Below are 23,868 nucleotides of genomic sequence, written 5' to 3'. Positions count from 1 at the left end.
AGACAAGGAAGCGGCAAGGCCCATAGAAACCGAAGCCGCTCGTTTGATACCTGGTACCAAGGAGAAGCAATGCAACACACGATGAAGCAGCTGGCAGGCGCGACGCTTGTTGCCGCCCTGTCGCTGGCGGGGACTGCGCACGCACAACAAGCCGATGACGTGAAGATCGGTTTCGCCGGTCCGATGACGGGTGCGCAGGCGCACTATGGCAAGGACTTCCAGAACGGCATCACGCTCGCAGTCGAAGACATGAACGCGACGAAGCCCGTGATCGGCGGCAAGCCGGTTCACTTCGTGCTCGACTCGGCCGACGATCAGGCCGACCCGCGCACGGGCACGACGGTCGCGCAGAAGCTCGTCGACGACGGCATCAAGGGCATGCTCGGTCACTTCAACTCGGGCACGACGATCCCGGCTTCGCGCATCTACGCGAACGCAGGCATCCCGCAGATCGCCATGGCGACGGCGCCTGAGTACACGCAGCAAGGCTTCAAGACGACGTTCCGCATGATGACCTCGGACACGCAGCAGGGTTCGGTGGCAGGCACGTTCGCAGTGAAGAGCCTCGGCATGAAGAAGATCGTCGTGATCGACGACCGCACGGCTTACGGCCAGGGTCTCGCCGACGAGTTCTCGAAGGCTGCGAAGGCTGCGGGCGGCAACATCATCGACCGTGAATACACCAACGACAAGGCCGTCGACTTCAAGTCGGTCCTGACGAAGGCGAAGGCGATGAACCCCGACCTGGTCTATTTCGGCGGCGCGGATTCGCAAGCGGCACCGATGGTCAAGCAGATGAAGTCGCTGGGCATCAAGGCCCCGCTGATGGGCGGCGAAATGGTGCACACGCCGACCTTCCTGCAGATCGCGGGTGACGCGGCGAACGGTACGGTGGCGTCGCTCGCCGGCCTGCCGCTCGACCAGATGCCGGGTGGCAAGGACTACGTCGCGAAGTACAAGAAGCGCTTCGGCGAAGACGTGCAGACGTACTCGCCGTACGCCTACGACGGCGCAATGGCGATGTTCGACGCGATGAAGAAGGCCAACTCGACGGATCCGGCGAAGTACCTGCCGTTCCTCGCGAAGACCAGCATGCAGGCGGTCACGACGTCGGACCTCGCGTACGACACGCGCGGCGACCTGAAGAACGGCGGCATCACGCTGTACAAGGTTGTCGACGGCAAGTGGACGACGCTGCAAAGCGTGGGCGGCAAGTAAGCGCCTGAGCTTCAGGCTGAAGTAAAAAGCCCCGCAGAATCGAAAGATCTGTGGGGCTTTTGTTTGTGCGCTCGCAATTGCTCATCCAGCGTAAAAGGTGAGCTTGTTCAGCATTCCTTTTCAGTCATTCTCCGCGCATTTTCCTGCCTGCATCGCGAATCTGTTCGAGCGTGGCCGCAGGCGTGCTCGCTTCCTTCGTCACACGGATCTCGATCAGCGCGGGCTTGCCTGCCGTGAGCGCACGCTCCAGCGCGGGGGCGAATTGCGCCGTGGTCGTGACGACTTCGCCGTGCGCGCCGAACGACTGCGCAAATGCCGCGAAGTCGGGGTTCGTGAGCTGCGTGCCGTGCACGCGGTTCGGATAGTGGCGCTCCTGATGCATGCGGATCGTGCCGTAGTGCGCGTTGTTCACGACGATGAACACGACATTCAGACCGTACTGCATCGCCGTGGCGAGTTCCGACGAAGCCATCATGAAGCAGCCGTCACCCGCGAGCGCGACCACGGTGCGCGAGGGGTAGAGCGACTTCGCCGCGATCGCGGCGGGCACGCCGTAGCCCATTGCGCCGCTCGTGGGCGCGAGCTGCGAGCGGAAGTGGCGATACGCGAAATGACGATGCAGCCACGTTGCGTAATTGCCCGCGCCGTTCGTGACGATCGCGTCGTCGGGCAGGCGCGCGCGCAGCTGCTGCATGACTTCGCCGAGTTGCACGTCGCCGGGCATCGGCAGCGGCTTGCGCCATGCGTGCCACGCCTCGTGCGCTTCAGCGGCGCTGCCGGCCCATGCGGGTTGAGCGGGCGCCGGAAGTTCTGCTAGCAGCGCCGCGAATTCCGCGAGGCCCGAAACGATCGGCAGATCGGCTGCGTAGACGCGGCCGAGTTCCTCCGCACCCTGATGCACGTGAATGAGCGTTTGCTTCGTTTTGGGAATGTCGAAGAGCGTGTAGCCGCCCGTCGTCGATTCGCCCAGGCGCGGACCGAGTGCGAGCAGCACGTCGGCTTCGCGGATACGCTTCGCGAGCGCCGGATTCACGCCGAGACCTACGTCGCCCGCGTAATTCGGGTGCTCGTTGTTGAGCGTGTCCTGAAAGCGGAACGCGAGGCCGACCGGCAATTGCCAGTTCTCGACGAAGCGCTGGAAGTCCGCACATGCCTCTGGGTTCCAGCCATGGCCGCCGGCGATCACGAACGGCTTCTTCGCTCCCGCGAGCAGTTCGCGCACGCGCTCCATCTGCGCGGCGGAAGGCGACGCCTGCACGCGTTGCGCGGGCGGCGCGATGGGCTGTGCTTCGGACGCGGGAATCGCGCCGCTCAGCATGTCTTCGGGCAGCGCGAGCACGACCGGACCTGGCCGTCCCGACATCGCGACATGGAACGCGTGGCTCAGGTATTCGGACACGCGGCGTGCGTCGTCGATCTGCGCGACCCACTTCGCCATCTGGCCGAACATGCGTCGATAGTCGATTTCCTGGAACGCCTCGCGGTCCATCTGCTCGCGCGCGACCTGGCCGATCAAGAGGATCATCGGCGTGGAGTCCTGGAACGCCGTGTGCACGCCAATCGAGGCATGCGTGGCGCCTGGCCCGCGCGTGACGAGCGCGACGCCCGGCCTGCCCGTGAGCTTGCCGATCGCTTCCGCCATGTTCGCCGCCGCCGCCTCGTGACGGCACACCACGGTTTCGATCTTCGCGGTTTCGTCGGACAACGAATCGAGCACCGCGAGATAGCTCTCGCCCGGTACGCAGAACACGCGCTCGACGCCATTGGCGACGAGTGCATCGACGACGAGGCGAGCCCCGGTAATGGTGGCTTCGGATGTGGCGGATGCGTTCGGCTGCTGCATGGCGGTCAAGTCTCCTTCAATCGTTACGTGATTGCGTTCAGATGCTTCAGGCAAGGCGACAGCACTTCAAACGATCAGCACTCGACGATGTTCACCGCGAGGCCGCCGCGCGAGGTCTCCTTGTACTTCGTCTTCATGTCGGCGCCGGTCTCGCGCATCGTCTTGATGACGGAGTCGAGCGAGACGTAGTGCGCGCCGTCGCCGCGCAGCGCCATGCGCGCGGCGTTCACGGCTTTCACCGAAGCCATGGCGTTGCGTTCGATGCAGGGAATCTGCACCATGCCGCCCACGGGGTCGCAGGTGAGGCCGAGGTTGTGCTCCATGCCGATTTCGGCGGCGTTTTCCACTTGCAGCGGCGTGCCGCCCAGCACGGCGGCGAGCGCGCCCGCGGCCATCGAGCAGGCCACGCCCACTTCGCCCTGGCAGCCCACTTCGGCGCCCGAAATCGACGCGTTGAGCTTGTAGAGAATGCCGATGGCGGCCGCGGTGAGCAGGAAGTCGATCACGCCCTGTTCGTTCGCGCCCGGCGTGAAGCGCACGTAGTAGTGCAGCACGGCGGGGATGATGCCGGCTGCGCCGTTGGTCGGCGCGGTCACGACGCGGCCGCCCGCGGCGTTTTCCTCGTTCACGGCGATCGCGTACAGGTTGATCCAGTCGATCATCGAGAGCGGGTCTTGCAGCGCGCGCTCGGGGTTGCTGGTCAGCGCGCGGTAGAGTTGCGGCGCGCGGCGCTTCACGGCGAAGGGGCCGGGCAGCGTGCCGTCGGCGTCGGGATTGTTGATGCCGCAACCGCGCGACACACACGACTGCATCACGTTCCAGATGCGCAGGAGACCTGAGCGGATCTGCTCGTCGCTGTGCCAGACGCGCTCGTTTTCGAGCATCAGCTGCGCGATGCTCTTGCCCGTCGAGGCGCACAGCGCGAGCATCTCCGCGCCCGTGGTGAACGGATTCGGCAATTGCTGCGCGGCGGCGAGCACCTTCGTGTTCGGCGCGCCGGCCGTGACGACGAAGCCGCCGCCCACCGAGAGGTAGGTGCTTTCGCGCAGCGTATCGCCGTTCGCGGCGAGCGCGCGCAGCTTCATGCCGTTCGGGTGTTCGGGTAGCGCCTGGCGATAGAACGCCACGTGCTCCTTCGGAACGAACGTAATGGGATGGCGGCCGAGCAGCGCGAGCTGGCGCGAGGTGCGCACGGCTTCGAGACGCTCGCTGATGGTATCGGGATCGACGGTGTCGGGTGCGTCGCCCATGAGGCCCAGCATGACCCCGCGGTCGGTGCCGTGGCCCTTGCCGGTGGCGCCGAGCGAGCCGTACAGCTCGACCTTCACGGCGGCGGTGCTCGCGAGCAGGCCGTCGCGCTCGAGTCCCTCGGCGAACATCAGGGCCGCGCGCATCGGCCCGACCGTGTGCGAGCTGGAGGGGCCGATGCCGACTTTGAAGAGATCGAAAACGCTTACTGCCATGGTACTGCTCCTGCTTGTCTGACGTTGGTTGGTGGGGATGCGGCGCGATTCGCGGCATCGTTATTTCCGTGCCGCCGCCGCAACCCGCGCGCTTTTTACCGCGCCGGCAACGGCAGACAGACAGCGAGCCACGCGGGCGGCGTGGGCGCGAGTTTCAGCGCGACTGGCGCAAAGCGGCCGTCGAGTCGCGCCGCGAGATGAAACAGTTCGGCGGCGTTTTTCGGGTCCCACTGGCCGGTGTAGCCCGGCAGGCCCGCTTCGCGCCGCTTCGCGTCGAACGGTACGTTCGAATGCACGAATTCCTCGTGCGTCTTCTGGCCGAGCGCATAGGGCGTGAGCCAGTCGAGCGCGTTGGCGAGCGTGGTGCCGTTGGCCGCGCGCTCGGTCAGCCAGTTGCGGTTGTGGCGGCGCGCGGCGAGTGCGGCGGTCACGAGCGGCTGCAAATCGTAGGTCACGTAGTGCAGCGCGTCGCGCTCGGAAAAGTCGAGTGTCGAGCCGTCGGGCGCGACGTTGTCGCCGAGATGCTCCACGAAAAGCCGCTGCGCCGTCGCGATCATCTTGCGGTTGTCGAGCGTGAACGCGATCATCGCTATCAGTTTGACCCGATGGCTCTGCCAGTTGTTCGCGAAATTTCCCTTGAGCGGGCGCGGCTGCGCGTCGATCTGCGCGATATAGCCGGTCGCGAAGCTGTTCAGGAACTGCATGGTCGCGTTGCGCGTTTTCACGGGCAGCGCGCTCGCGGTCAAGTCGTAGGCGAGTATCAGCCCTTCGAAACGCGTTTCGTCGATGGGATTGAAGCTCGGCTTGTACGTGGTGACCCACGCAAGCAGAAAGCGGTCCACGAGCTTCAGGAAGCGCTCGTCGCTCGTCGCGCGCCACGCGAGCGCGGCGTTGCGCATGAGGTCCAGTTCCTTCGCGGCCTCGACGCTCTGATCGTAGATGCCCTCGTGCGGCAGCGTGCCCTCGGTGTGCAGGCGCGGCAGCGGACGCGGCGTGTCGTTCACGTGCGTCAGCACCTCGGCCACGAGCGCCTTCACGCCCGGATCGGAGTTGGTGCGCTCGCTCGATTGCAGCGCGGGTGCCGCGCAGAAGTTCATGGCCGCGTGGGCCGTGCCGGCGAAAGTGCCGGTGAAGGTGGCGCAGGCCAGCGCCAGCGCGGCGGCAAGGCTTTGTGGGCGGCTTTGCAGCGCACCGCGCGCGTGCCGGGTCTGCCGGACCGAATTCCGCGTTGCGGCATGCGGTAAGTCCCGCACCGAGTCCCGCAATGGAACCATTCGCACCTTCCGCGCCATGCGCGACTCCCTGATTCAAGGCTGACAGGTGTGTGATGTTAGCGGTTTGCGGCGGCAAATGTGAGGGGGATGACCGCCGCTGCATTACCCGAAGATAACGCAGCGGTTTCGCGCGGCTTACTCGCCGGCCGTTTCGTCGGCATGCTCGCCCGAATATTCACTCATGGGCACGCACGAGCAGAACAGGTTGCGGTCGCCGTAAGCGTTGTCGGCGCGGCCGACCGGCGGCCAGTACTTGCGCGCGACGAGCGATGCGACCGGGTAGGCGGCCTGCTCGCGCGAGTAGGCGTGCTTCCAGTCGTCGGCGACCACCACGGCGGCCGTGTGCGGCGCGTGACGCAGCGGGTTGTCCTCCTTGTCCGCGCGGCCATCTTCCACAGCGCGGATTTCCTCGCGGATCGCAACCATCGCGTCGACGAAGCGGTCGAGTTCCTCCTTCGACTCCGACTCGGTCGGTTCGACCATCAGCGTGCCCGGCACCGGGAAGCTCATGGTCGGGGCGTGAAAGCCGTAGTCCATCAGGCGCTTGGCGACGTCGTCCACGGTGATGCCGCTTGCATCCTTGATGGGGCGCAGGTCGAGAATGCACTCGTGCGCGACGAGCCCGCCCGGGCCGCTGTAGAGCACCGGGAAGTGCGGCGCGAGCTTGTTCGCCACGTAGTTGGCGTTGAGGATCGCGTTTTCGGTCGCAGCGGTCAGGTTGGCCGCGCCCATCATGGCGATGTACATCCACGAGATCGGCAGGATCGAGGCCGAGCCGTAAGGCGCCGCGCTCACCGCGCCGATGCCGTGATCGTCGCGCTTGTAGCCCGACGAAAGCTGGTTCGGCAGGAATTGCGCGAGGTGCGCGCCCACCGCGACCGGACCGACGCCCGGGCCGCCCCCGCCGTGCGGAATGCAGAAGGTCTTGTGCAGGTTCAGGTGCGAGACGTCGCCGCCGAACTGCCCCGGCGCCGCCAGACCGACCATGGCGTTCATGTTCGCGCCGTCCACGTACACCTGGCCGCCCGCCGCGTGCACGATCTCGCAGACTTCGCGCACGTTCTCTTCGAACACGCCGTGCGTGGACGGATACGTGATCATGATCGCCGCGAGCTTCGCCGCATGCTGCCCGGCCTTGGCCTCGAGGTCGGCGAGATCGATGTTGCCTTGCGCGTCGCACGCTACGACCACGACCTGCATGCCGGCCATTTGCGCCGATGCGGGGTTCGTGCCGTGCGCCGAAGCGGGAATCAGGCAGACGTTGCGACCGGCTTCGCCGCGCGAGGCGTGGTACGCCTGGATGATGAGCAGGCCCGCGTACTCGCCCTGCGAGCCCGCATTCGGCTGCAGCGAAACGGCGGCGTAGCCCGTTGCGGCCACGAGCATCTGTTCGAGCTGATCGACCATCTCGCGATAGCCAACCGTCTGCTCGGCAGGCGCGAACGGGTGGATGCGGCCGAACTCGGGCCACGTGACCGGCAGCATTTCCGAGGTCGCATTGAGCTTCATCGTGCACGAGCCGAGCGGGATCATCGAGCGGTCGAGCGCGAGGTCCTTGTCGGAGAGGCTGCGCAGGTAGCGCAGCATTTCCGTTTCCGAATGGTGACGGTTGAACACCGGATGCGTGAGGTATGCGCTATCGCGCACCAGCGCGGCCGGGAACGTCAAAGCGGCGCTTTGCGTGAGTTCGGCGTCGAGTTTGTCGACCGAAGGCGCTTCACCGGCAAACGCGGCTTGTGCGAACACGGCGAGCAGGTCGGCCAGATCGGCGCGCGAGGTGGTTTCGTCGACGGACACGCCCACACGCGTCTCGCTCACGTGGCGCAGGTTCATGCCGCGCGCGAGCGCCGCATCGTGCAGCGCCTGGGTACGGGGGCCGGCTTCGAACGTGAGCGTGTCGAAAAACGCTTCGTTCACGAGCTTGTAGCCAAGCTGCTTCGCGCCCGCCGCGAGGATCGCGGCGACGCGGTTCACGCGCTGCGCAATGCGCTTCAAGCCTTGCGGGCCATGGTAGACGGCGTACATGCTCGCCATGATCGCAAGCAGCGCCTGCGCCGTGCAGACGTTCGAGGTCGCCTTTTCGCGACGGATGTGCTGTTCGCGCGTTTGCAGCGCGAGGCGCAGCGCCGGGTTGCCTTGCGCGTCGACGGTCACGCCGACGAGACGGCCCGGCATCTGGCGCTTGAATTCGTCCTTCACCGCGAGGTAGGCGGCGTGCGGGCCGCCGAAGCCCATCGGCACGCCGAAGCGCTGCGAGTTGCCCACGGCTACGTCCGCGCCCCATTCGCCCGGCGGCGTGAGGACGGTGAGTGCGAGCAGGTCGGCGGCGGCGATCACCGCGCCGCCGGCTGCGTGCACGGCTTGCGCAAGTGCGCGGTAATCGCGCACATCGCCGTTGACGCCCGGATATTGCAGCAGCACGCCGAAGGCGCCTGTGGTTTTGGCAACTTCGGCCGCCTCAGCGGCCGGACCGACCTTCACCTCGATGCCGATCGGCTTGGCGCGCGTCTTCACGACTTCGATGGTCTGCGCCAGCACGTCGTCGGCGACGAAGAACACGTTCGACTTCGACTTGCCCACGCGCTGCACGAGCGTCATGGCTTCGGCGGCGGCGGTGGCTTCGTCGAGCAGCGACGCGTTCGAGATCGCGAGGCCTGTCAAGTCGGTGATCATCTGCTGGAAGTTCAGCAGGGCTTCGAGGCGGCCCTGCGAGATTTCCGGCTGGTACGGCGTGTACGCGGTGTACCACGCCGGATTTTCGAGCACGTTGCGCAGGATGACGGCCGGCGTGTGCGTATCGTAGTAGCCCTGCCCGATATACGAGCGGAACACCTGATTCTTGTCCGCGAGCGCGCGCAGGGCGGCGAGCGCCTCGGCTTCCGAGCGCGGCTGCGAGAACGGCCCGAGTGGCAGTGTCTCGTTGCGGCGGATCTTCGCCGGAATCACCGCATCGATCAGCGCGGCGCGCGAGGCGAAGCCGAGCGCGTCGAGCATCGCCTGCTGGTCGGCCGTGTCGGGGCCGATGTGGCGGGCAGCGAAGGCGTCGTGCGCTTCAAGTGCAGCAAGCGAGAGCGGGGAGTTCATCAGACGATCCGGGTGTTCGAGCTTCATAGGGATTCCTGCGGGCGCGGGCGGCGTTCTGAGCGCGCCGCCGCGCCGTGGCGGTTGAGGCGAGGTTGCGAATTAAGCGCCGATCGCCTTTTCGTAGGCGGCGGCGTCGATCAGCGAGTCGAGCTTGGCGTCGGCGGCGGGCTTGATCTTGAAGAGCCACGACTCGTACGGCGCGCCATTCACCTGGTCGGGCGTGTCGACGAGCGACGTGTTCGCTTCGATGATTTCGCCTGCGACCGGCGCGTAGATGTCCGAGGCGGCCTTGACCGACTCGATCACGGCCACGGCGTCGCCGGCGGTGACCGCGCGGCCCGCTTCGGGCAGTTCGAGGAAGACGATGTCGCCGAGCGCTTCCTGCGCGTGGTCGGTGATGCCGATGGTCAGCGTGCCGTCGGCTTCGGTGCGGATCCACTCGTGCGATTCGGTGTATTTCAGATCGGCCGGGATGCTCATGGTTGCTCCAGTGCGTGGTTCGGTTTTTGTTGCTCGAAAAGGGGAGGGCGTGCGCGCTAGCAGGATCCTCGCGGATCAGGCGGCGAGCACCTTGCCGTTGCGCACGAACGGCAGTTTTACCACGCTTGCGGGAAGGGCTTTGTCACGGATCTGCACCTGCACGATATCGCCCGGCTGCACGCCCTGCGGCACGCGCGCGAAGGCGATCGATTCCTGCATGCTCGGCGAAAACGTGCCGCTCGTGATCTCGCCTTCGCCGTGCGGCGTGAGCACTTTCTGGTGCGCGCGCAGCACGCCGCCGGCCTTGCCGTTTTCCTTCTGCAGGATCAGGCCGACGAAGGCCGAACGCGAGCCGTTCGCCTCCAGCGCGCCGCGGCCGACGAAGTCGCGCGGTTCCTTCATGTCGACCGTCCAGGCGAGGCCGGCGTCGAGCGGCGAGACGCCGTCGTCCATGTCCTGGCCGTAGAGGTTCATGCCCGCTTCGAGGCGCAGCGTGTCGCGCGCGCCGAGGCCACAGGGCTTCACGCCCTGGCGCTGCAGGGCGTCCCAAAGTTCGCAGACGGCGGCGGCGGGCACCACGATTTCGAAGCCGTCTTCGCCGGTGTAGCCCGTGCGCGCGATCATCAGTTCGCCGAACGGCGTGGCTTCGACCTTCGCGGCGTTGAAGGGTTTGAGAACTTCGGTAGCGCTGCGCGACGAGGGCGCGACCTGCCAGACCTTTTCGCGCGCGTTCGGGCCCTGCACGGCGACGATCGCGAGATCGCGGCGCGGCGTGATGGTGAGGCCGAAGCCGCCTTCGGCGTTGAGCTTCTCGAACCAGGCGATATCTTTCTCGGCCGTGCCGGCGTTGACGACGGTGCGGAACTGGTCGTCGGCGAAGAAGTAGACGATCAGGTCGTCGATCACGCCGCCTTCGGGGTTCAGCATGCACGAGTAGAGAGCGCGGCCCGGCGTGGTGAGCTTGGCGACGTTGTTGGCGAGCGCGCGGGAGAAGAACTCGCGCGCCTTCGGGCCCGAAAAGTCGACGACGCACATGTGCGAGACGTCGAACATGCCGGCGTCGGTGCGCACGGCGCGATGCTCGTCGATCTGCGAGCCGTAGTTGACGGGCATGTCCCAGCCGCCAAAGTCGACCATGCGGGCGTTCAGCGCGCGGTGCGTGTCGTTCAGCGGGGTGCGTTTGAGTTCGGTCATGGGGCCTCAGGCGGTCGCGAAAATACGCGCGAAAACGAAAAAGGCCATGCAGGAAGCGCCGCAGGCACGATGCCCGTGGTCGGTTCTTGCATGGCCCCTCTGTCCTCGGTACCTGAGAGATTGCGCCCTGTTGCGGTTGGCGCGCGCCCCTTCGGTGGGCAGCCTGAACGCGTGGGGGTTACGATCCGCCGCCGCCCGTTCTACTGCCGCTCTCCAGAGTTGCGGACTGTGTGCCGCTTCGCGTCATCTCGCGCAAAATGCGCAAATGCAGCGAATCAGCGGTCCGGCGCGCACGGTCCTTTTGCCTGAGAGTTTGTGGGTTGCCCCTTCGGCGGCGCCGGTTGCACTAGCGAAAGCAAGCTAACGCAAACGGCGCGCTCTCCCGGCGCGCGCAGCGATTGTGCGCGACGCCTCGGGGCTGTGTCAATGCGGAAAAATTCTGCGCGCGGCGCGGGCAATGGGGCGTGAGGCTTGCTGGTATTGGCTTGCGCGGATCGGCAGCGCGCCATCCATCGCGCAGGGGAAAAACGGGGGCGGTTCGTTGCGGCCGGAAGGCGCGGCACGAACCGCTAGTGCGCGGCGCGTGCCGGGAGGCCAATGCGCGTGCCGCTTACTCGCCGATGGCGCGAGCGGCCGTGTCGAGTTCCTGGTTCAGCACACGCTGCTCGTCGGGCGAGATGCCGCCGCCGTGCTGCGCGGCCATGTCGTGCGCTTCGCCGCGGATCGTGTCGAGGCGGTGATGGAGCGCGCCGCCCTGGGGCGGCGGGTAATAGCCCTGGCTCACGCGCATGTCGATGCGATGGCCCAGGTTGTCGATGCGGCCGTCGACCTGATGCAGGCGATCGACGGCGACTTCGTGCGGATTCGGGCCGGGCGGGGGCGGCGGAGCGGGGCGCGACGCCGGCTGGTTGACCACGCACGCGGCGAGGGTCGAGACGAGCGCGCCAGCGGCGATCAGGCGTAGAGCGTGGGTGTAGCGGGTCATTCAGACTCTCCTTTGTCTTGTCGTTGCTGCTTTTTTTGTCCTGCATGTCCACAAACGTCTGGCGATTGCCGCGTGATGACCCGACCGCGGCAACCAGATGTAACCATTTGTATGGACCTTTCAGCGGCGTCGGCGCAATGCAAGGTCGACGCCGCAGCCGAAAGCGCGCGCCAGCGCGCTCAGGACCGGCGCACGAACGCCAGCGTGCGGCCTTCCTGCGCGCTTTGCATGGCGAGTTCGATGAGCGTCATGACGTCGATGGCGTCCTGCGGGCTCACCGGGAACGGCTTGTCTTCGCGGATCGCCGCGGCAAGCGCGCGGTACAGATCGGCGTAATTGCCCGCGGCGTTGGGCACGTCGAGATCGGCTTCCTGGCCGTCGTCGCGCAGCACATGCAGGCGGCCCGACTCGTTGCCCGCGCCGAAACCAGGCTGACCGGGGCGCAGGCCGTCCTTGAGCTGATCTTCCTGGGTGTCGAGCCCGTTCTTCAGATAGCTGCCGCGCGTGCCGTGAATTGCGAAGCGCGGCGCGTACGCGGCGAGCGCGCTGGCGTGCAGCACGGCGTCGTGGTGCGGGTAGCGCAGCACGAGGTGCGCGTAATCCGGCGCACTCGCGTTTTCGCGGCGCGTGTGAACGAACGCGGTGATCGACTCGGGTGCGCCAAAGAGCGCGAGCGTCTGGTCGATCAGATGCGGGCCGAGATCGTAGAGCAGGCCGCCGCCGCGCGTGGCGTCTTCGCGCCAGCGCTGCTTCACTTGCGGGCGGAAGCGGTCGAAGTGCGATTCGTAATGCGTGATGCGTCCGAGTTCGCCGCGCTCGATCAGCTCGCGCACGGTGAGGAAATCGCCGTCCCAGCGGCGGTTGTGGAACGGCGCGAACACGAGGCCGCGCTGTTTCGCGATGGCCGCGAGCGTACGCGCTTCCTCAGAAGTGAGCGTGACCGGCTTGTCGACCAGCACGTGCTTGCCGCGCTCGAGCGTGCGGCGCGCGAGGTCGTAGTGCGTATCGTTGGGCGTGGCGATCACGACGCATTCGATGGCGTCGATCGAGAGCAGCGCGTCGAGGTCGGGCACGATTGCGGCGTCGGGATAGTCGGCCTGGGCGCGTTCGGCCTGGCTCGTGGCGACGGCGGCGAGCTGCGCGGCGCCGCTATGCGCGATCACGGGGGCGTGGAAAGTCTGGCCGGCGAAGCCGTAGCCCATCAGGCCGATTTGCAGCGGGTGCGGTGCAGTCATCAGATTGCGCGAGAAACCCCGGCATTCATGCCGGGGCGGGATAGCGCGGCGTGCGAAGCACGCCCATCACCCGCGTCTTCCTGTCGGAAACCTATCCTTGGATTGAAGGGAATACGCATAGCCGTCGCCGCGCTGAATGAGCTTGCAGTGGCGATGGCTGATGCCCTGAACGACAGCCAAGGCTGTCTGGATGTTGAACGAGCCAGTCGCGCGAACCGCAACGCGACCGGTATAGACGCCGGCTTTCTTGCCGTGTGGCACGTCGGCGCGCACGTGGTCGCCGGTCTGGAACCCCTGCACCTGCTTTTTCCGTATGAGATACCCACGAGGCAAGCCGTGGCGCGTGAGACGCGTGCGCTGGTAGCTTCCGCGCCCGGTTGCCTTGAGGGTCAGCGACGGGCGCTGCCAGTCGCTGACCGCGTTGATCTGGCCTACACACAGCGCATCGAGGGCGTGGGTTTTCGGAATGTCGTGCGTGACCCGGTTGAATTTCGTGCGCCCACCTGAAGCGAGCTCGAGCGACAGCCCGGTGGCCCGCAATGCGTTGGCGAGCGCCCAGCGCGTCGCATTGACGGCCGCAGCGTCTTTCAACGCACGCGAGGCGGTAGCGAGGATGCGCGCGAGACGCTTCGGATCCTTGACGTACTCGCGCACGTCAAGCGAGCCCTTCTCCCGGTTGCAGTCGCCACATGCGAGCCCCAAATTGCCGATGCGGTTGCTGCCATTACGCGCCCTCGCCGTGAGGTGCTCGATTTGCAGCGGGCGGGCCGTGGCGTCACAGTAGATGCAGGTACGGTTCCACTTCTCGAGAAGATACTCACGGACTTCATAGCCCGCGAGCGTGCCCTGCTGATAGCCGGTGCCCGTGATCTCCGGATTTTCCAGCGCTTGCATGTCGAAGCGGACCAGTTCCGACGAGAGCGCTGCGACCGGCGCCCAGCGGCGGATGCGGTTCACCCACGCCATCGTGGTGTGCACGCGGTGCATCAGGCTTGGCGCAAGCCAGCCTTCGGGTTTGCTGCGGTTGAGAAAGCGCGGTGCACGGTAGCGCAGGCTGGCGCCGCGACGACGGCGACGAAATGCCCGTCGTGCCGTCAGCGCTTCGCTGATCTGGCGGCCACGGTGGATCAGCTCGAAGAGGTTGAGCACGGCAACGCCGTCATCCGCCTCGCGCACGAGCGCAACGCCGGTGACCTTGCTGCCGGGATCGAGCTTGAGGCGCAGCGGCTGGAGCGCGCAGGCGTCAGCCTTGCGGTCGGTGAGCCGGATCACGAAAGGCATGACACGATGCACGCGCGCGCTGCCACGGGCGAGCAACAGCCTCGCGCGCTTTTCGGTGCACGGCATCAGCGGTTTGCCCCTTCGATCCAGCACAAATACGGCCACGGCTGCTCCTGTAAAAACGGTGCCCTTACGGGCCTGGTGACGCTTCCCTAGCGGGAAGTCTCCCCTCGACGAGGTTGCGCAGCAGGTGTCAGCGATGAAGCTGACGGGGACGATCCGTTTCGTGCTTGCCCGGTCGCGTGTCTGCAACCGTCCCTTCCAGAGCGCCGGACTGGGTGAAGCATCCGGCGGTGGGTCTGCTGTCTTCTGCGCAACGTAGCGCCTTGCGGCACTGGGTCTGGTCAACCCGAGCTTGATTTACCGCCCCAAGCTTCACCCTTCAGGGTGGGGTAGTTGACTTAGCGCTTCCTCTTTCCAGCGAGTGCGGGTGGCGGGAGCCCGTTATTGTGGCACGGCACGCATAACGTGCGGAACGAGGCGAGGACGAATGAGCCGTGGCAGGAGGAACATCGGGGGCACCATCGGCGTATCGCTGTGGCGTGTTAACATCGCACCTCCCGCGTGAGAGGCCGCTGCGACGTACGCACGCCTCGCGCCGTGCGGCGTCACGAAAGGCCAAGCGCCCCGCCCGCACGCCTCCCAGCCGTACCACCCGTTTTCCCAATCCAGCAACGATGTCCGCAGGCCTCAATTCCGCCCAAAACGAAGCGGTGCGCTATCTCGACGGTCCCTGTCTCGTGCTCGCCGGCGCGGGCAGCGGCAAGACGCGTGTCATCACGCAGAAGATCGCGCACCTCATCGAAGCGAAAGGCTTCGAGCCGCGCCATATCGCCGCCGTCACCTTCACCAACAAGGCCGCCGCCGAAATGCGCGAGCGCGTGGGCAAGCTGCTCGAAGGCAAGACGCTCACCACGCCCGGCAAGGAAGGCCGCAAGGTGCCGACCAACCAGCTGACGGTCTGCACGTTCCACTCGCTGGGCGTGCAGATCCTGCGCCAGGAGGCGGAGCACCTGGGCCTGAAGCCCCAGTTCTCGATCATGGACGCCGACGACTGCTTCGCCATGATCCAGGAGCAGGTGGGCTCGACGGACAAAGGCTTCATCCGCAAGATCCAGTCGATCGTCTCGCTCTGGAAGAACGGTCTCGTGATGCCCGAGGAGGCGCTGGCCACGGCCTCGAACGAGGACGAGCACCAGGCGGCCATCGTCTACCGCAACTACATGGCGACGCTGCACGCCTATCAGGCGGTGGACTTCGACGACCTGATCCGCCTGCCTGCCGAGTTGTTCGCGAAGAACGAGCAGGTGCGCGATCGCTGGCAGAACAAGCTGCGCTATCTGCTGGTCGACGAGTACCAGGACACCAACGCCTGCCAGTACGAATTGCTGAAACTGCTGGCGGGTCCGCGGGCGGCGTTTACGGCCGTGGGCGACGACGATCAGGCCATCTACGGCTGGCGCGGCGCCACGCTCGAAAACCTCGCGCAGCTCGGCAAGGACTTTCCGAAGCTGCACGTCATCAAGCTCGAGCAGAACTACCGCTCGACGGTGCGCATTCTCACGGCGGCGAACAACGTCATCGCGAACAATCCGAAGCTGTTCGAGAAGAAGCTTTGGTCCGAGCACGGCATGGGCGACACCATCACCGTGACGCCCTGCAACGACGAAGAACACGAGGCCGAATCGGTCGTGTTCCGGCTTTCGGCGCACAAGTTCGAGCGGCGCGCGCAGTTTCGCGACTACGCGATTCTGTATCGAGGCAACTTCCAGGCGCGCATCTTCGAACAGGTGCTGCGCCGCGAGCGCATTCCCTACGTGCTCTCGGGCGGCCAGTCGTTCTTCGACAAGGCCGAGATCAAGGACATCTGCGCTTACCTGCGCCTGATCGCCAATCACGACGACGATCCCGCGTTTATCCGCGCGATCACCACGCCGCGCCGTGGCGTGGGCAACACCACGCTCGAAGCGCTCGGCTCGTTCGCGGGGCAGGCGAAGGTGTCGCTGTTCGAGGCCGTGTACATGGGCGGCATCGAGGCGCGGCTCTCTGCGCGTCAGGTCGAGCCGATGCGCGTGTTCTGCGACTTCATGCAGCGCCTCGCCGAGCGCGCGGAAAAGGACCCGGCGACAGTCGTGCTCGACGACCTCATGGACGCGATTCACTATGAGGCGTATCTCTACGACGCCTTCGACGAGCGCCAGGCGCAGTCGAAGTGGCAGAACGTGCTCGAATTCCTGGAGTGGCTCAAGCGCAAGGGCACCAAGCCCGAGCAGGAGATCGGCGAAGACAGCGAGGCCACCGGTTACGACAACGCCGACGGCCTCGCGGACACCGGCAAGAACCTCATGGGCCTGATCCAGACCGTCGCGCTGATGTCGATGCTCGAAGGCAAGGAAGAGGACCCGGACGCCGTGCGGCTTTCGACCGTGCATGCTTCGAAGGGGCTGGAGTATCCGCACGTGTTCCTGGTGGGCGTGGAAGAGGGGATCATGCCGCACCGCGGCGGCTCGGAAGACGACGTGATTGACGAAGGGCGCATCGAGGAAGAGCGGCGCCTCATGTACGTGGCGATCACGCGCGCGCAGCGCAGCCTGCATCTGAACTGGTGCAAGAAGCGCAAGCGGGCGCGCGAGACGGTGGTGTGCGAGGCGTCGCGCTTCATTCCGGAAATGGGCCTGGACGATGCGCCGCCGCCGACCGCCGAAGAAGCGCCGATGACGCCGAAGGACCGGTTGGCGAGTTTGAAGGCGTTGTTGCAGAAGGGGTGATGACCCTGGCGTGCAGCGGGTGTTTGCTTTATTGGGACGCGGACGGCAGTAGAGTGAACGCCCCTGTCCTGCTCGCTGCCGCCGATGGAAGATCCATTGCTCCCGCATTACCGTCACGCGCTTGAAACGTATATCGACGCGAAGGACAACACGAAGCCCGCACGGATTCACGAAGCATTCGCGTCAGATGCGGAACTGACGTTCTCGCTGGCCACACCGAATATCGCGTTTCCGGCGCGTAGCGTCGGCGCGGAAGCGATCGCGAAGACGCTGGTCAGCGATTTTGGAGAGCGTTATTCGCGTTGCCGCACCTGGTACCTCTGCGAGGCCGCTGCGCTCGTTGTGCGCGAGCGCACGATCGAAGCGCTGCCCTGGCTCGTCGTAATGCGCGAGGACGCGGTGGGCGCGCTGCGCATCGGTCACGGCGCTTATCGCTGGACTTTCGATGCGAACGACATCGCGCCGCGCGTTTCGGCATTCCACATTCACATTGCCCGGATGGACGTGATCGACGACCCGGACGGTGCGCGGCTCGAGCGCCTGCAAGAGGGCTTGACCTATCCGTGGCTCGCTCCCGCCGAACTGGCTGCGCGTTACGGCGCGCTGGCCGGGGACGCTTCGGGTTCGTTCGCCTTTGCCCGCGATTTTGCGCGTCCCGTGCGCTGATGCGCGACCGCTTTTTCATCGACGGATACAAAAATCCCCGCGCCGTATCCCTACGGGCGGGGATTGTTACGCGCTTTGGCGCGCGTGGGGCGCTTACTTCGCCGCGCTGACCATGTAGTCGACGGCTGCCTTCACGTCGGCGTCTGAGGCGGTCGAGCCGCCTTTGGGTGGCATCTGGCCCTTGCCGTGCAGCGCGTAGTTGTAGACGGTGTCCATCGGGACCCCGAGGCGCGGCGCCCAGTCGGCCTTGTTGCCGAATTTCGGCGCGCCCAGCACACCCGCCGCGTGACACGCCTGGCAAACCTGCTGATAGAGCGCCTTGCCCGCCTGCGAGGCGTCGGCGCTCTGCGAGCCGCCACCAGCCGCGGGAGCGGACGAAGCCTGCGGGATGGCCGCGATCGCGGCTGCGGCAGCTTGCGCCTGGGCGGCGTTCGCATCGGCGGCCGACGCACCCGAGGCCGGTGCAGCGGCTGCCGCGCCCGAAGCCGCATTGGCTGTATTGGCCGCGCCTGGCGCGGGCTTGGGCGGATCCTGGAAGTTCGCGCCGGCGTGGTTCGCCATATAGGCGACGGCGAGGCCGATTTCGTAGTCGCTGTAGTCGTCGGGGCTCGTGCCGCCGCGCGGGGGCATCGCGCCCTTGCCGGAAAGCGCCGTTTTCCAGAGCGCGTCGAAGCCCTGCGCGATGCGCGGCGCCCAGTCGCCCGAGTTGCCGAACTTCGGCGCGCCGGCGGCGCCCGAGGCGTGACACGCCGAGCAGACAGCCTGGAAGACCTGCTCGCCGGTCTTGTACACGCGCGGCGCATTGGCGTCGCGCACGTTGACCTGCGCGACCGGCGCGATGCGCGCGGCGACCTGCTGGGTGGAGAGCTCGTCGGTGCCCGCGCCGGTGCGCGTCGTGTTGTCGACGTAGTAGACGAGCAGAATGATAATGACGATGGGGACGGCAAACCCGGCGATGACAGCGGCGATCAGCTGGCCGGGCGTTTTGATCGGGACTCCGTGGGGTGCTTCGCTCATGCTTGTCTCGACTCCCGTTGTTTTATGGTGAGCGGTACAGCAGGACGGCAATGGCCATGCGGCAGATCAAACACCGACGATTATAGACGGAAGGTTTTCCGGCTGGTGGGCGTGTGCGGACGTAGTTCAGCGGGCGTTTACCCGGAGCGGACTGGCGGTGGGGCGCGCGCTTACGCCTGAGTTGCCTGATGGAGATGCGGCCCTTAATAGCCTGTGCGGTGGACGGTTTAACCGAAACCGGTTATTCTCTCGGTCTCTCTTCGGCGCTGCCTTTCCCGTATTCTTCGGGCAGACGGCGGCGCCAGCAAGTCAACGCGCCCGTAGCTCAATGGATAGAGTACTGCCCTCCGAAGGCAGGGGTTGCTGGTTCGATCCCAGCCGGGCGCGCCATATCTGACAGGCTTTCCAGCGATTTTTCTTTCCACCGTATCAGCTCCGTACGGAAAATATACGGAAATCCGCTGTCAAGAAATCTAAGCCTTTCCCTCCCTACGCATTCCATCTCTCGCTCGTAACACGGGTAGACGATCATAGGCCGTCTGGACTTCCTGGCGAGCTCAAGATTACGATCGCTCGACCGACCTACCAAGGTTCGCACGTTCAGTTTTGGGAGAATGGATGCACACCGCCACCGTTGTTGATCTACCTGATGGTGACTTGATCGATTGCCACGACTTCGCGCGCGCTGTCGCGCGATTCCGTCATCCGGTACCAGGAGAGGGGGCGATCGGCATGGCATGCATTACCGGCTCGAAGATGGTTGACTACAGCTTCAGGGCAAAACCCAAGGTTTCCGTATCGGAGCCAGGGCGCGAAATGCAGCAGGCTGCTCTCGATTTTCCAGTCGAGCGCTTCGATCCAATGCCGCACGCAATCCCTTGTCCTCCTTTGATCGCCGAGGTTCAGTTTCCACTGGCTGTTCCGGGCGCGAGGTCCGAGCTTTCCTTTCCGGTGGCGCTTTTGGAGAAGGACAATGCGTTGCTGGAAGCGTTGCTGAATATATTGCCGCCGTTGAAATATCCGTTGTCGAAAGAGGCGCGAGAGCGATTCTTAGCCGCTTTTCGGGAAAAAATGGACAGCCTTCAGCTTGTCGGAGAGCAATGCTGGGAGCCAATCTTGGTGCCGGATCGCGACGGGCCTGAGATGATGGCTCTGGGAGAGAGGTTTGCGCAGGGGCTGGTAGATATCGTTGATCAAGCCGGTCGTCATGTGGAGACGTTTGATACCCGGCTCGGACGAGGCTATTACTTTCTTCCGCGCGTCGTGGCGATCAATATCCTAGAGCAGTTGAACTTGCCCTATAGAGATGCCGACGGCCTTTCCGATGACGAGGAACTGTCAGATCAAACGGCTCAGCGGGATCACGAGGCAGGCACCCCATGGACTCCGGAGCAAGCGCAGAAGCTGCATGAGGACTATCTGGCGAACTCGGCGAAAGTGGCTGCGAATATGAACGGCATCAGTTTGCCGCGCCTGTATCAGATCCTCGGCGCTCACCAACTTCCCAGGAAAGTCCAGTTAAGGAGGAAACCGGCGACGTGGCTCGATGTATAGGCCTAGAGGCTGGTTCTTCAACCCCCTTGCTGGACAAGGGCAGACATCGATGGATTGATTTATACCCCCCTAGAAATTTCAAGATGCTCATCGCGCGGCGTATGCCGTAACCGGTGAGCGGGGCTGGATATACCCGTTTGCCTTGACCTAGAAGGAAACAGGTATGTTCGACGATTCGCAAAATGCCGCACGGCGGCAGTCCTTTCCTCACTGCCAATCACCGTCCGCTGGCGCAACTCAAATGGTCCGCCAGCTGGACGGCGCATTGCGCATCCTCCGCCTCAAGGATCTCATCGAGCGCACTAAGCTCTCCCGTGCGACGCTGTACACCCTCATGGCGAGTGATCAGACGTTTCCGAAAAAAATCAAGCTCACTGCGCGTTCGATTGGCTTCCTGGAGTCGGAGGTCAACGCGTGGATCGAGGCTCGCGCCCAGCTGCGCGGCGCGGCGTAAGGAGCGGATGCCATGAATACGAATAGCGATCTCGTGCTGCCGACGTCCATCGGGCCGACTGTTGCAACTGACGCTGGCAAGGCTCGCCAGTTCAAGTTCGACCGGATGGTGGCATTTTCGTTGGTGTGCGCGCTGCTGGCCACTGCGGCGTCGCTCGCAATCGCGTCCTTTGCGGGCTGGCAACGCGGCAGTCAGCCTGCGGAGCGCGCGATGAATGTCACCCTGTGCTGTATCGCGGTGCTGTACGTGCACTTGCTGCCGGGCGGCTGGCGCCTGCTCGGCGTCACTGCGCGAATCTGCGCGTTCGCCATCTGGTGGATCGGTGTAGCGGTCGTTCTCTACGGGCAGGTTTCGTTCTTCATGCTGTCCGAGCGTCACGCCGGCGATGAGCGGGCGGCGTCAATTACGCAGGGCGCTGCACCGCCGGGCGCCGTCATGCAGGCGGGGCGGACGCGCACGCAGATTGCCTTGGACGTCGAGAAGGTTACGGCTGAGCTCGCTCGTGCGGACGCGCGTCGCTGCGAGGGCGATTGCCCGGCACTGACTGCGCGCCGACAGACGCTGGCGGCCCGACTCGCCGCGCTGGACACGGAAGCGGACGAGGCGAGGCGTCGCGAAGCCGACGAAGACCGGCGCGTCGAACAGGCCGACCGTGACCAGGCGCTGCAGGCTAGCGTGCGCGCGGATCCGGTCGCGTCGGTGGTCGCGTCCTGGCTGCGCACGTCCGGGAGCCGCTTGGAATTGATATTCGCGTTTGCTTGCGCAGTCGTGCTCGAAGGCTCTGCCATCTTGGGCTGGCTGCTGGTGTCCAGCGCGGGCGGTCGCGCGGTGGTCGTATCCGGTCGTGAGACGGTGGCCATGACCGACTGCGAGTCGGTCATGGCCACGGGAGGTGCGGTCGCGCTGCAGAGCGAATTTCCGATCGTCGACCACGCGGCAAAAGAGGGTGAGCGGTCCACAGTCGTGAGGGCTACCGAAGAGACTGTCGCAACGAACGGTGCCAGCACGGACACCGTCGCGGACGAACGACGGCTGGAAAAAATCCGTAACGCTGTTCTCGCTGGCACGCTCGTTCCGACGCAGGAATCGATCCGCAAGCTGCTACGCTGCCGTCAGCCAACGGCGGGCAGGCTGAACCGTCTGTATGGCGAGCGTTTCGGTACCCACGCAATGCAGGCAGCAACGCAAGCAGGACGGGGGCAATATGCCAATCGTTGAATTCGAACGTTCCCCCGCCCTTTACCAGTTTTCCAACACTCAGGGGCTCTATCCCGCCGACGCCCTGCCGGATCTCATCAGAAACGCGGTGTTCGAAGTTAGCGCAAACCTGCGCGTGCCGGTCGAGCTCGCCGCGCACGCGGCGCTCGCCTCGGTGTCGCTCGCCTGCCAGAATTTCATCGATGTCCAGTGCCCGAGCTTTCCGCCGGCGCCGTGTTCGCTCTTCCTGCTGACTGTCAGCAATAGCAGCGGCGGAAAATCGCTGATGGAGCAGCGCTTTTTGCGCGCCATCAAGGCGTTCGAGCGCAAATGCGAAGAAGACGCTGCCGCCCGCATGCCGGACTTTCGGGCAGAGCTGAAGATCTGGAGCGACGACCAGCGTCGGTTGTCGAAGGAATACCGCGACGCGAAGCCGGGAACGGAGGAGTCGCGCGTCATCCGGGAGCAACGTCTCGCGCACGAGAAGACGCAACCCGTCAAGCCCTCGGCGCGTGAGCTGCGTTTCGCCGAGATTTCTCCGCAGGGCCTGCGTGAAGCGCTGATCGCCAATGGCGCTGTCGCTATCCTGTCGCCGGAAGGTGCGCCCGCGCTCACCGGCATGACGTTCAGCGAGCCTGCGATGCTCAGCGGCTACTGGAGCGGGGAAGACAGGCCGGTTGGGCTCGTCAGTGGCAACCGTCGTGCCGCGAACCCGCGCCTGAGCGTATCGGTCATGGTGCAGGATGACCAGTTCCAGGGCTACATGAAGAGCCGCGGTGAAGACGCCTTCGGCACTGGGCTGGTTGCGCGAATGTTGCCGGCCTTTCCCAAAAGCATCGTCTGGCCTGGACAGCAGACCCTCACGGAAGATGTGCCCGAACCGGCGCTCGATCTGTTCAACGAGCGCATTGCCGCAATACTTGCGCAGGCGGTGCCTGCACCCGACGCACGTCCGGTTCGGCAACTGTCGGAAGGCGCCCGTTACTACTGGAAACTCTTCAAGGAGACTGTGCACAACCAGCTAATTTGCGGCACCTTCTCGGAGAATATCAAGTCGTTTTTCCGGAAGCTCGGGGAGCAGGCGGCGCGACTCGCCGGACTGTTCCACCACTTCTCAGGCGAAACTGGCGACGTGTCGCCCGAAGCAATGAAGGCGGCGATCACCTTGTGCGAGTGGTACGCGTATGAATTCGAACGCGTATTTTCGAGCTTCGCGCCGTCGCAGCTGCAGATCCAGAACGAAGCGGCAGAAAAGCTCTTTGCCTGGTTGCAGCAGGCGGCCGCCAATCCGATGAGGTATTCGAAAATAAAGGTCGGCCAATATTCGGAGCGCGATTTGAACAACTATTCGAGCATTCGCAATGACCCGGAGAAACTGGCGATGGCGATCAACGTGCTCGAACAACAGCAGCGAATTGCGACGACATATGGAAAGAAGGGTGGTCGGATCGTTTTCTATCCGCCGTGGATGATGCGGCAATTCGCGCAAGCCAGTTTTTTCTCACCGCAAATGAATCAGGTCACGGTGAATCCACAGAGCCATGCCCCAGCACCGCTCGTCGTTAATCAAAATCTCGCTAAATTGGATGCGACCGATAACCGTCATCATCAACATGTGCAAGCCCAGGGCGTGCGCTTGGATGACGTATTAAACAGGGGCGATTTACTTGCTTCGAAGATTCGTATGTTTATGGAATAAACCCAGGGGAAGCATTGAATGCGGATTCTGGAAAATGAGCATGGCGGTGAGCAATCGTCACGGTTGATTTGTAGAGTAGATTTTGATTCGGGCGCATCCGTATTTTTCGGTGCGCTTTTTTTTCGTGCTCGCTGAGTTGACGGACCTCGCCGTCTGCAACGCTCGCACATCACCGTCTGGTCGCTACTCCTCGTTCCGTCCATCTCGGGAGCGGTAATTATTGGCCGACTACGCCGCTACATTCGCTACAGTAGCGAATGTAGCGGCGTAGTCGGGCCTTCCTGTGTCTACGTGAGAGCGTAATCTTGCCGATCAGCCGCCCCGGAGAACCTGTTCACCGCGATTGACGACTGGCGCCGATATGTCGACGCTGATTGGCGCGCCGCGATCGGAAACCCGGAGTGGCTGGATCGCCGGTGCAGGTGTCGAATCCCGGATGTCAGGCTAACCGCAGAC

At 64.8% G+C, this 23,868-nt stretch carries 17 protein-coding genes, 1 tRNA gene and 2 riboswitches; of the genes, 8 read left to right on the top strand and 10 right to left on the bottom strand.

The window, feature by feature from the left end:
• Window positions 1–69: 69 nt before the first annotated feature.
• On the top strand, window positions 70–1,218 hold the full coding sequence (locus tag M3A49_RS18760) for a branched-chain amino acid ABC transporter substrate-binding protein (protein ID WP_254355741.1): 1,149 nt from the start codon (window positions 70–72) through the stop codon (window positions 1,216–1,218).
• A gap of 124 nt (window positions 1,219–1,342) precedes the next feature.
• Here the strand turns inward: M3A49_RS18760 and M3A49_RS18755 are convergent, their stop codons facing one another.
• From M3A49_RS18755 to iscB, 9 genes are all read right to left on the bottom strand, one after another.
• Window positions 1,343–3,061, bottom strand: a complete 1,719-nt coding sequence (locus tag M3A49_RS18755; protein ID WP_266230124.1) for a thiamine pyrophosphate-binding protein — start codon at window positions 3,059–3,061, stop codon at window positions 1,343–1,345.
• 74 nt (window positions 3,062–3,135) lie between these two features.
• The gene (locus tag M3A49_RS18750; RefSeq protein ID WP_266230123.1) at window positions 3,136–4,524 is read right to left on the bottom strand and encodes an L-serine ammonia-lyase; all 1,389 of its coding nucleotides are present in this window, start codon (window positions 4,522–4,524) and stop codon (window positions 3,136–3,138) included.
• Window positions 4,525–4,619: 95 nt separating this feature from the next.
• Window positions 4,620–5,798 carry an alginate lyase family protein gene (locus M3A49_RS18745; protein WP_266230122.1) on the bottom strand — a complete coding sequence of 393 codons (1,179 nt, stop codon included), beginning with the start codon at window positions 5,796–5,798 and terminating at the stop codon, window positions 4,620–4,622.
• Window positions 5,799–5,933: 135 nt separating this feature from the next.
• Window positions 5,934–8,909, bottom strand: a complete 2,976-nt coding sequence (gene gcvP, locus M3A49_RS18740) for an aminomethyl-transferring glycine dehydrogenase (RefSeq protein WP_266230121.1) — start codon at window positions 8,907–8,909, stop codon at window positions 5,934–5,936.
• A 72-nt stretch (window positions 8,910–8,981) separates the two neighbouring features.
• Complete coding sequence (gcvH, locus tag M3A49_RS18735; protein ID WP_028203325.1) at window positions 8,982–9,362, bottom strand: glycine cleavage system protein GcvH; 381 nt, start codon at window positions 9,360–9,362, stop codon at window positions 8,982–8,984.
• Window positions 9,363–9,437: 75 nt separating this feature from the next.
• Window positions 9,438–10,556 (bottom strand): glycine cleavage system aminomethyltransferase GcvT, encoded by a 1,119-nt coding sequence (gene gcvT, locus M3A49_RS18730; protein WP_266230119.1) that lies wholly within the window; start codon window positions 10,554–10,556, stop codon window positions 9,438–9,440.
• 89 nt (window positions 10,557–10,645) lie between these two features.
• Window positions 10,646–10,783, bottom strand: a riboswitch (glycine riboswitch).
• Between the two features lie 57 nt (window positions 10,784–10,840).
• A riboswitch (glycine riboswitch) is annotated at window positions 10,841–10,951 on the bottom strand.
• Between the two features lie 215 nt (window positions 10,952–11,166).
• Window positions 11,167–11,541, bottom strand: coding sequence for a hypothetical protein (locus M3A49_RS18725; protein WP_035512641.1), 375 nt, complete (start codon window positions 11,539–11,541; stop codon window positions 11,167–11,169).
• Between the two features lie 179 nt (window positions 11,542–11,720).
• Window positions 11,721–12,776, bottom strand: a complete 1,056-nt coding sequence (locus tag M3A49_RS18720) for an oxidoreductase (RefSeq protein WP_266230117.1) — start codon at window positions 12,774–12,776, stop codon at window positions 11,721–11,723.
• A gap of 66 nt (window positions 12,777–12,842) precedes the next feature.
• Window positions 12,843–14,309 (bottom strand): RNA-guided endonuclease IscB, encoded by a 1,467-nt coding sequence (gene iscB, locus M3A49_RS18715; protein ID WP_416338974.1) that lies wholly within the window; start codon window positions 14,307–14,309, stop codon window positions 12,843–12,845.
• A gap of 425 nt (window positions 14,310–14,734) precedes the next feature.
• On the opposite strand from iscB, the gene M3A49_RS18710 reads away from it, so the two are divergent.
• Window positions 14,735–16,825, top strand: coding sequence for a UvrD-helicase domain-containing protein (locus tag M3A49_RS18710; protein ID WP_254355748.1), 2,091 nt, complete (start codon window positions 14,735–14,737; stop codon window positions 16,823–16,825).
• 84 nt (window positions 16,826–16,909) lie between these two features.
• Entirely contained in the window at window positions 16,910–17,491 is a 582-nt protein-coding gene (locus tag M3A49_RS18705; protein WP_266230116.1) for a hypothetical protein, read from the top strand.
• A 93-nt stretch (window positions 17,492–17,584) separates the two neighbouring features.
• On the opposite strand, the gene M3A49_RS18700 is transcribed toward M3A49_RS18705, so the two are convergent.
• Window positions 17,585–18,508: a c-type cytochrome gene (locus tag M3A49_RS18700; RefSeq protein ID WP_266230115.1), complete on the bottom strand. Its 924-nt coding sequence runs from the start codon at window positions 18,506–18,508 to the stop codon at window positions 17,585–17,587.
• Window positions 18,509–18,822: 314 nt separating this feature from the next.
• Here M3A49_RS18700 and M3A49_RS18695 point away from each other — a divergent pair.
• The 5 genes from M3A49_RS18695 to M3A49_RS18675 all read left to right on the top strand — a co-directional run bounded on the left by M3A49_RS18695 (window position 18,823) and on the right by M3A49_RS18675 (window position 23,412).
• Window positions 18,823–18,898: transfer RNA gene (locus M3A49_RS18695), tRNA-Arg, on the top strand.
• Window positions 18,899–19,126: 228 nt separating this feature from the next.
• Window positions 19,127–20,062, top strand: coding sequence for a hypothetical protein (locus tag M3A49_RS18690; protein WP_266230114.1), 936 nt, complete (start codon window positions 19,127–19,129; stop codon window positions 20,060–20,062).
• Window positions 20,063–20,225: 163 nt separating this feature from the next.
• Window positions 20,226–20,516 (top strand): helix-turn-helix transcriptional regulator, encoded by a 291-nt coding sequence (locus M3A49_RS18685; protein ID WP_266230113.1) that lies wholly within the window; start codon window positions 20,226–20,228, stop codon window positions 20,514–20,516.
• A gap of 12 nt (window positions 20,517–20,528) precedes the next feature.
• On the top strand, window positions 20,529–21,734 hold the full coding sequence (locus M3A49_RS18680; RefSeq protein WP_266230112.1) for a hypothetical protein: 1,206 nt from the start codon (window positions 20,529–20,531) through the stop codon (window positions 21,732–21,734).
• Window positions 21,721–23,412: a DUF3987 domain-containing protein gene (locus M3A49_RS18675; protein WP_266230111.1), complete on the top strand. Its 1,692-nt coding sequence runs from the start codon at window positions 21,721–21,723 to the stop codon at window positions 23,410–23,412. The genes M3A49_RS18680 and M3A49_RS18675 overlap by 14 nt, the downstream gene beginning before the upstream one ends.
• The last annotated feature ends 456 nt before the right edge of the window (window positions 23,413–23,868 follow it).

The organism is Paraburkholderia sp. CNPSo 3076, assembly GCF_026343935.1.
In the GTDB taxonomy this organism is placed as follows: Bacteria; Pseudomonadota; Gammaproteobacteria; order Burkholderiales; family Burkholderiaceae; genus Paraburkholderia; species Paraburkholderia nodosa.
Note: the sequence above shows the minus strand (reverse complement) of the source record. Positions and strands in the feature narration are given on the sequence as shown.

Excerpts from the sequence above, each read along its gene's own strand:
- M3A49_RS18760 (WP_254355741.1), top strand. The coding sequence starts at position 70 with ATGCAACACACGATGAAGCAGCTGGCAGGCGCGACGCTTGTTGCCGCC.
- M3A49_RS18755 (WP_266230124.1), bottom strand. The coding sequence starts at position 3,061 with ATGCAGCAGCCGAACGCATCCGCCACATCCGAAGCCACCATTACCGGG.
- M3A49_RS18750 (WP_266230123.1), bottom strand. The coding sequence starts at position 4,524 with ATGGCAGTAAGCGTTTTCGATCTCTTCAAAGTCGGCATCGGCCCCTCC.
- M3A49_RS18745 (WP_266230122.1), bottom strand. The coding sequence starts at position 5,798 with ATGGTTCCATTGCGGGACTCGGTGCGGGACTTACCGCATGCCGCAACG.
- gcvP (WP_266230121.1), bottom strand. The coding sequence starts at position 8,909 with ATGAAGCTCGAACACCCGGATCGTCTGATGAACTCCCCGCTCTCGCTT.
- gcvH (WP_028203325.1), bottom strand. The coding sequence starts at position 9,362 with ATGAGCATCCCGGCCGATCTGAAATACACCGAATCGCACGAGTGGATC.
- gcvT (WP_266230119.1), bottom strand. The coding sequence starts at position 10,556 with ATGACCGAACTCAAACGCACCCCGCTGAACGACACGCACCGCGCGCTG.
- M3A49_RS18725 (WP_035512641.1), bottom strand. The coding sequence starts at position 11,541 with ATGACCCGCTACACCCACGCTCTACGCCTGATCGCCGCTGGCGCGCTC.
- M3A49_RS18720 (WP_266230117.1), bottom strand. The coding sequence starts at position 12,776 with ATGACTGCACCGCACCCGCTGCAAATCGGCCTGATGGGCTACGGCTTC.
- M3A49_RS18710 (WP_254355748.1), top strand. The coding sequence starts at position 14,735 with ATGTCCGCAGGCCTCAATTCCGCCCAAAACGAAGCGGTGCGCTATCTC.
- M3A49_RS18705 (WP_266230116.1), top strand. The coding sequence starts at position 16,910 with ATGGAAGATCCATTGCTCCCGCATTACCGTCACGCGCTTGAAACGTAT.
- M3A49_RS18700 (WP_266230115.1), bottom strand. The coding sequence starts at position 18,508 with ATGAGCGAAGCACCCCACGGAGTCCCGATCAAAACGCCCGGCCAGCTG.
- M3A49_RS18690 (WP_266230114.1), top strand. The coding sequence starts at position 19,127 with ATGCACACCGCCACCGTTGTTGATCTACCTGATGGTGACTTGATCGAT.
- M3A49_RS18685 (WP_266230113.1), top strand. The coding sequence starts at position 20,226 with ATGTTCGACGATTCGCAAAATGCCGCACGGCGGCAGTCCTTTCCTCAC.
- M3A49_RS18680 (WP_266230112.1), top strand. The coding sequence starts at position 20,529 with ATGAATACGAATAGCGATCTCGTGCTGCCGACGTCCATCGGGCCGACT.
- M3A49_RS18675 (WP_266230111.1), top strand. The coding sequence starts at position 21,721 with ATGCCAATCGTTGAATTCGAACGTTCCCCCGCCCTTTACCAGTTTTCC.